The 7,906-nt window shown below is 63.2% G+C and carries 7 protein-coding genes; 6 read left to right on the forward strand and 1 reads right to left on the reverse strand.

Annotated elements, in window-relative coordinates:
• The first annotated feature begins 5 nt into the window (after positions 1 to 5).
• Together ACE03M_RS16830 and ACE03M_RS16835 are read left to right on the forward strand one after the other, a co-directional pair.
• Positions 6 to 1,607, forward strand: coding sequence for a M20/M25/M40 family metallo-hydrolase (locus ACE03M_RS16830; RefSeq protein WP_485935181.1), 1,602 nt, complete (start codon positions 6 to 8; stop codon positions 1,605 to 1,607).
• Positions 1,604 to 2,902, forward strand: a complete 1,299-nt coding sequence (locus ACE03M_RS16835) for an MFS transporter (RefSeq protein WP_485935183.1) — start codon at positions 1,604 to 1,606, stop codon at positions 2,900 to 2,902. Before ACE03M_RS16830 ends, ACE03M_RS16835 begins: the two co-directional genes overlap by 4 nt.
• Before the next feature lie 162 nt (positions 2,903 to 3,064).
• On the opposite strand, the gene ACE03M_RS16840 is transcribed toward ACE03M_RS16835, so the two are convergent.
• Entirely contained in the window at positions 3,065 to 3,760 is a 696-nt protein-coding gene (locus tag ACE03M_RS16840) for a YoaK family protein (protein WP_485935185.1), read from the reverse strand.
• Positions 3,761 to 3,981: 221 nt separating this feature from the next.
• Between ACE03M_RS16840 and ACE03M_RS16845 the strand changes: the two genes are divergently transcribed.
• From ACE03M_RS16845 to ACE03M_RS16860, 4 genes are all read left to right on the forward strand, one after another.
• Positions 3,982 to 5,595, forward strand: a complete 1,614-nt coding sequence (locus tag ACE03M_RS16845; protein WP_485935187.1) for an ABC transporter substrate-binding protein — start codon at positions 3,982 to 3,984, stop codon at positions 5,593 to 5,595.
• Positions 5,592 to 6,548 carry an ABC transporter permease gene (locus ACE03M_RS16850; RefSeq protein WP_485935189.1) on the forward strand — a complete coding sequence of 319 codons (957 nt, stop codon included), beginning with the start codon at positions 5,592 to 5,594 and terminating at the stop codon, positions 6,546 to 6,548. Before ACE03M_RS16845 ends, ACE03M_RS16850 begins: the two co-directional genes overlap by 4 nt.
• Positions 6,545 to 7,459 (forward strand): ABC transporter permease, encoded by a 915-nt coding sequence (locus ACE03M_RS16855; protein WP_143924398.1) that lies wholly within the window; start codon positions 6,545 to 6,547, stop codon positions 7,457 to 7,459. The genes ACE03M_RS16850 and ACE03M_RS16855 overlap by 4 nt, the downstream gene beginning before the upstream one ends.
• A gap of 1 nt (position 7,460) precedes the next feature.
• A partial coding sequence (locus ACE03M_RS16860; protein WP_485935191.1) for a gamma-glutamyltransferase occupies positions 7,461 to 7,906 on the forward strand: 446 nt, incomplete at its 3' end.

A 7,906-nucleotide genomic window follows, 5' to 3' on the forward strand; every position in this document is an offset into this window, starting at 1 on the left:
CATTCATGACCTCAGATCACAGCACCGACCGCGCCGATGCGGCATCGAACCAGCCAACACCATCCGAGGCGTGCACCGCGGACCGTGCGTCCCTGACCCGAAGCGCCGGGGAGTTCGTGAGCAGCGAGGCCTTCTTCGATCTGCTGGCCGCCCGAGTCGCCCGCCGCACCGAAAGTCAGGCACCCGGCAACGGCGCAGCCGCCCAGGCCTATCTCGCCGAGGAGATCGTCCCGGAACTGACAGCACTGGGCTTCGAGTCGACGATCCATGACAACCCCGAGTCCGATGAGCATCCGCTGCTCATCGCCTCGCGAATCGAAGATCCCGGCCTACCCACGGTCCTCCTCTACGGCCACGGCGATGTGCAGTTCGCCCACGACTCGCAATGGGCCGATGGTCTCGATCCCTGGGTGCTCTCCCGCGATGGCGACCGCCTCTACGGGCGAGGCAGCGCCGACAACAAGGGGCAGCACACCGTGAATTCCTTGGCTCTGCGGACCGTTCTCGGGTCACTCGACACCGGCGGGGATTCGGGTGGCAGCGCAGACACAGACCCTGGCTGCGACGGTCTGGGCTATAACGTGAAGATACTTATGGAGACCGCCGAGGAAGCAGGGTCGCGTGGGCTCAAGGCCTTCGCCGCAGCCCACCGGGACGATCTCGACGCCGACCTCTTCCTCGCCTCCGACGGCCCGCGGATCGCTGCCGAATATCCGACGCTGTTCCTCGGCTCCCGCGGGGCGCTGAATTTCAGACTCGTCGTCCACGACCGCGATGGCGACCACCACTCGGGCAACTGGGGCGGGAAGCTGCGCAACTCCGCCACCGTCCTCGCCGCCGCCATCAATTCCCTCGTCGACGGCAACGGGGTCATCCGGATCGCGGCGCTGCGTCCCGAAGACCCACCCGCCTCGGTGTTCGAAGCCGTTGCGAAGCTGCCCGAGGTGGTCGAAGAGGGATCACCCGAGACCGATCCCGACTGGGGAGAGCCCGGGCTCACCTCGGCGGAGAAGGTCTTCGCCTTCAATGTCGTCGAGGTCCTCGCCCTCAAGGCCGGGGATCCGGACCAGGTGGTCAACGCGATCCCGGGTGCGGCAGAGGCGCACATGCAGCTGCGATACGTCGGCGGCACCGACGTCGACGACTTCGAGGGCAAGGTGCGGGCCCATCTGGAAGGCGAAGGGATCCACGGGGTCGATGTCGTCTTCGAGCATTGCATGCCGGCCACCCGGCTGGACCCGAATGCTCGCGTTGTCGCGGCCGCCGCAGAGTCGATCCGGCAGACGACCGGGCTCGAGGCCGCGATCGAACCGAACCTGGGTGGAACCATCCCCAACGACGTCTTCGCCGAGGTGCTGGGCCTGCCGACCGTGTGGGTGCCGCATTCCTACCCGGGCTGCAATCAGCACGCACCCGACGAGCACGCCCTGACCTCGATCCTGAAGCAGGGAGCCGAGATCATGACCGGAATGTTCTGGGACATGCGAGCGAACCCGGACGACTGGTTCACCTCGAAAGAGACCTCAGCGGGAAACACCGAGGAACCGGCCACCACCGAGGCCGACACCACCAGTTCCGCTCCAGCGAGCACAGGAGCCGCACAATGAGCGAGCACACGATACCTGCCGAGACCACCTCGGCGACCAAGCCCGTGCGACCGTGGAAGGTGATCGCTGCGGCCTCGATCGGGAACGCACTGGAATGGTATGACATCTCCATCTATGCCTACTTCTCGGTCTACATCTCCGTCGCCTTCTTCCCCTCCGAGAGCCACTCGGTCTCGATCATGCTGGCACTGGGCACCTTCGCCCTGTCCTTCTTCATTCGACCAGTCGGGGCGATCGTGCTCGGCAGCTACGCCGACCGCAAGGGTCGCAAACCGGCCCTGACGCTGACGATCTGGTTGATGTTCTTCGGCACCCTGCTGATCGTCATCATGCCTCCGGCCCACGTCATCGGCCTGGCAGCACCGCTGCTCATCCTGCTCGCCCGACTCATCCAGGGTTTCGCGGCAGGAGGAGAGTTCGGGTCAGCGACCTCACTCATGGTCGAACATCTGCCCAATCGCAAGGGCTTCGCGGCCAGCTGGCAGTTCACCTCACAGGCGATGTCGACCGTGTTGGCCTCCGTCATCGGGGTGTCCCTGACTACCAGTCTGAGTCAGGAGCAGCTCGAGACCTGGGGGTTCCGATTGCCCTTCATCGTGGGATTGCTGGTCGGGCCCGTGGGCCTCTACATTCGCCGTCACGTTCCCGAATCACCGGAATTCACCGCAGCCGCGGCCGAGGTGCCGGAGAAGTCCGCTGCGATCGGCGGAATCCTGCGCCATCACAAGCTCGCCGTGGTCCTGGCCATCGGCGCCATCGCAGTATCGACCTGCCTCAACTACTTCATCACCTACGTTCCCACCTACGCCATGGACAACCTGGGGATGACGAGCTCCGCCGGATTCTGGGCCACGCTGGTCTCCGGAATCGTTCTGCTCCTCGCCACCCCGATTGCCGGCTACTTCAGCGACAAGATCGGGCGGCTGACGATCATGATCCCGGCAGCCGTGGCTGTGATGGTGCTGACGTGGGTGCTCTTCACCTGGGTCGTCGCCGCAAATGCACTGACCGTGCTCATCGTGGCGATCGCCATCTTCTCACTGCTCAAGGCTGCCTACTACGGTCCGCTGGCCAGCGTGATGGGCGATATCTTCCCGACCGAAGTCCGCGGTACCGGACTCTCATTGGGCTACAACGTCGGAGTAGCTGTCTTCGGCGGGCTGACACCACTCGTTGCCGCGTGGCTGATCGGCGTCACAGGAGATGCCAAGGCACCCGCCTACTGGGTGCTCCTGGCCGGTGCGCTCAGTGTGGCTGCGATCCTCGTGGTCTGGAAGAAGCTCGGCGTGCGCTGATCCCCACGGGGCTGGGAAACGCAGTTCGTCGAAAAACGGGGTGCACGTCGAAACCCTTATGCGCACTTGCGTGTCTCGACGTGCACCCCGTTTTTCGCCGACGTCTTCCGGCTGCGGCCGTCTCCGCAGTCGGCGCTTCCGGTCCTCAGTCGACCTGATTGATCAGGCGTGTGCGGGGGACGCCGCAGCCGCGGCGAGGGCCCGCTTCTTCGAGCCACGGTGACCGATGACGGTCACGACGGCGATCGCTGCTGCGACGAAGGCGATGCCGATCCACTGATTGATCATCAGCGTCGCGGCACCGGCGATAGCGCCGATGAGGATGAGGAGGACAGCCAGAGCTCGGCGGATCCAACGGACGCTGTCGCCGCCGGCCAGCCGCGAATCAGATGCCAGACCGACGATCGTCGAGGTGACGACCACGGTGGTGACGTCGGCGATCTTCATCCTCCGTGCCGCAGCGGCCTGTGCGCCCATCAGGGCCGAGAGCGCCGAGGTGAAGATGGTTCCGGCCAGCCCCACCTCAGGGTCGGGCATGAGCGCGACATAGACGGCCAGACCCGCGCAGCCGACGGCGACTCCGGCGTAGATGATCGTGGTGCGCACGTGCCAGTCCTCGCCGATTCGGCCGAGGATGCGCCCGCCCAGGGCCGCCCCCACCATGAAGAACACGAGGGCTAAGGCGGGGCGCAGGACCGGAGTGTCCTCAGCTCCGGCCAAGCCCATGCCGAGGATGACGACGTTGCCCGTCATGTTTCCGGTGAAGACCTTGTCGAAGCCCAGGTAGCCGATCGCATCGACCATTCCAGTTGAGAATGTCAGTACGAGCAGCATGGCCAAGTCGAGTCGACGTGTCATTGCGTCCCTTTCAGCGAGCTCGCCTGCGAAGCCTGTTGGTCTCAGAACTCGAGTGATTCCAATACGACGAGCAGCCTCCGGGCTGCCCGTGATCCCAGAATTCGGGAACTTCACAGTATTTGTATACAAAACGTTAATCAACGATTAGATTGTATGCAAACAAGAGGGTCGGGCTGACTATCCGCCCAGTCTCTGAGATGGATACTCATACAGGAGTGCGCGTGAAGAAACGGATAACGGCGGTGCTTGCCAGCGTCGTCCTGCTGGCCGGGTGCACGCCGGTCCAACCGCTCGGCGAACCACCCGAGCGACCCGACGTGAAGTCGGTCGACGCCGACGCCGGAGCCTTCGAAGAAGGCGGAGATCTCGTCATGGCGCTGTCCTCGGAACCGGATCGCCTCGACCCGACGACATCCTCCTCTCTCTACACCCGATATGTCATGCAGACGATGTGCCAGAAGCTCTACGACATCGATGCGAACGGTGAGATCACACCCATGCTCGCAACCTCGCTGCCGGATGTCTCCAAAGACGGAAAGACCGTGCGCATCCCGGTCAAGGACGGTGTGCGATTCGCCGACGGCACCGACTTCGACGCCGAGGCGGTCAAGACGACCATCGAACGCGGGCTCAACCTCGAAGAATCATCCCGCTCCGCAGAACTCGGCCCGATCAACGATGTGACCGCCATTGACGATCACACCCTCGAGGTCACCTTCGACCAGCCCTTCGCGCCCTTCACCGCGGCCCTGGCTGATCGTGCCGGGATGATCATGTCGCCGACGGCCCTGGACGAGGCGGGTGAGGACTTCGGTGACCACCCGGTGTGCGTAGGGCCGTTCAAGTTTGAGAAGCGCATCGCGCAGACATCGATCAAGGTCGTCAAGGATCCCAACTACTACGACGCCGACAAGGTTCACCTCGACTCGATCACCTATCAGATCATGTCGGATGCAAACATTCGTGCCGCGAACATCCGCTCCGGCGATGTGCAGGTCGCGGACACGATCTCCCCGCAGGACGTCGACGCTCTCAAAGAGGAATCCGGAATCGGACTCCTGCAGTCGAACTCTCTGGGATACCAAGGACTGACCGTGAACATGGGCTTCGGCGACAATCCGGAGAACTTCGAGACGCCACTGGGCCAGGACCCGAAGGTGCGCAAGGCACTATCGATGGCCTTCGATCGCAAGGCATTGGTCAACACCGTATTCAACGGGTGGTTCTCACCGGCTTGCTCTGGCATCTCTCCGGACAGCCCCTTCGCAACCAAGGCGAGCGACGAGTGCGTCGACTACGATCCAGCTGGCGCGAAGAAGCTTCTGGAGGATGCCGGAGTCGAACTTCCGCTCAAGGTGAATATGAAGGTTTCGAACACTCAGGACACACTTCGCTTTGCTCAGGCCGTTCAGGCCTCAACCAAGGAAGCAGGCTTCGACATCACGGTCCAGCCGATGGAATACACGGCCCTGCTCGATGCCCAGGACCGTGGCGACTACGAGCTCCTCCAACTGGGCTGGTCCGGACGCGTCGATCCGCACGGAAACCTCTACACCTTCCACTACCCAGGCGCCGGCAACAACGTCACAGGAGTCGACGACGACAGACTCAGCAACCTGCTCACCCGAGCCAGTGAAGCCACAGACATGGATGAGCGCAAGAAGCTCTACGGCGAAGCCTCACAGCGGACCGGCGAACTCAACTCGATCATCTATCTCTACCGACAGAAGAACCTCACGGCCTACACCGATGATGTGTCCGGCATCGATGTGTTCTCCGACGGCGTCGTCCATCTCTCCGAAGCCGGATTTCTGAAGAAGGACGCGCAGCGATGACTCGATTCGTGCTCACCAAGATCTTCCATGCCATCATCACCTTCGTGCTCTCAGGCATCGTCATCTTCTTCGGTGTGCGCATGCTTCCCGGCGACCCGGCTCTGGCCATGGCCGGTGAAGAGGCGACCCCTGAACGACTCGACTCGATCCGCGCCGACCTCGGGCTCGACCAGCCTCTGCTCGTCCAGTTCGTCAAGTTCTTGGGCGACATCATCACCGGCGACCTCGGCGAATCCACGCGGACAGGCTTGGCCGTGACAGAGATGATTGCGACCACCTTGCCAGTGACCCTATGGCTGTCGCTGTACGCGATCGTGGTCGCCGTCATCGTCGGCATCACCCTGGGCATGGTCGCAGAACGCTTCCGCGGAAAGTGGCCGGAGTTGGGCAGCAACTTCCTCGCTCTCCTCGGCCTTTCGGTTCCGAACTTCTGGCTCGGACTCCTCGCGATCATGGTATTGGCCGTCACTCTCGGTTGGTTCCCTGCCTCGGGGTACGTCGACGTCCTCTCCGACCCGATCCGCGGCATCTACTACCTCACCCTGCCGGCCGTGATCCTGGGCACCAGCCTGGCCGCGGTCATCACCAGGCAGACCAGGGCCTCGATGATCGAGAGCATGGGCACCGACTATGTGCGCATGGCACGAGCCAAGGGACTGTCCCGACCGAGGGTCCTCTTTCGATACGGACTGCGAAACTCGCTCATCGTCCTCGTCACGATCATCGGTCTGCAGCTGGGTGGCCTGATCTCGGGTGCAGTGGTCACGGAGAGGATCTTCGCCCTGCCGGGAATCGGCAAACTCACCCTCGACGCGGTCTTCTCCCGCGACTATCCGGTCATCCAGGCGGTTGTCCTCGTGATCACGGCCTCCTACATTCTCATCAACTTGGCCGTCGACATCCTCTATTCGGTCATCAACCCACAGATCCGAGTCAGCGAGGACGCCTCATGACCACCCCAATCGTCACGAACACCGACAAGAACACGCAGGGACTCGATCCCGAATTCCACGCCTCGAACAACCGGGCCTGGTGGCTGCTGCGCTCCATCCTGTCCAACCCGATGGGGCTCATCGGATCCGTCATGGTCGCCATTGTGGTGCTCGTCGGACTCTTCGCACCGCTTATCGCCCCCTATGGATTCGCCCAGACGAACTTCCAAGCTCCATTTCAAGTGCCGGGCACGATCGGCTTCGTCCTCGGCACGGACGACCTCGGCAGAGACGTTCTCTCCAGGCTCGCGTTCGGTGTTCGCGCCTCGCTCCAGGTGGGGCTCCTGGCAGTTGCCCTGGCCGTCATCGTCGGCACGCCTCTGGGCCTCTTGGCAGGATACTTCCGGGGCCTCGACGCGGTCATCTCCCGACTGACAGATGTCACCCTGGCATTTCCGTTCCTCATCATCGCCGTCGGGCTGGCAGCTATTTCCGGGCCCAGCCTGGCCAATGCCGCGATCGCATTGGGCATCTCCCAGGTACCCACGATGATCCGAGTGGTCAGAGGTGAGACGATGCGGCTGAAATCGGCCGATTTCGTCAAGGCCGCGATCGCCACTGACGCGTCGAAGACACGTATTCTGGGCATGCATATCCTGCCGAACATCGCTTCGGCGATCATCGTGCAGGCCACCGTCATCATTCCCACCGCAGTGATCGGAGAATCGATCCTCTCCTTCCTCGGCCTGGGTATCCAGCCGCCCTCACCCAGCCTGGGCATCATGCTCTCCGACGCACAGCAGTACATCTTCCGTGCACCGTCGACCGCGCTGTTCCCCGGGCTGGCGATCCTGGTCATCTGCTTGGCCTTCAACCTCTTCGGGGACGCCCTGCGCGACGCCCTCGACCCCAATTCGAAGAAGGGACACTGATATGTCATTCACCCCACCGCCGGCTTTCACCACTCGGCCCACTCTGGAGGGCCACTTCGGAATGGCCGCCTCCACCCACTGGCTGGCCACTGCTGCTTCACAGGCTGTGCTCGAACGCGGCGGCAACGCCTTCGATGCGGCCGTGGCCGGAGCCTTTCTCCTCCACGTGGTCGAACCCCACCTCAACGGTCCCGGCGGTGACATGACAGGAGTCTTCGCCACCGCCGAGGACCCGGCAAACCCGCAGATCATGATGGGGCAGGGGCCGGCACCGGCAGCTGCAACCATTGAGCACTACCGCAATGAGGGACTCGACATGGTCCCCGGCGCCGGGGCACTCGCCTCTGCGGTGCCCGGAGCCGTCGACTCCTGGCTCAATCTGCTCGAGCACCACGGCTCTTGGGAGCTCGCCGACGTCCTCGATTTCGCCATCGACTACGCCGAGAA

The sequence above is a fragment of the Brevibacterium sp. AGC70 genome (assembly GCF_057334195.1).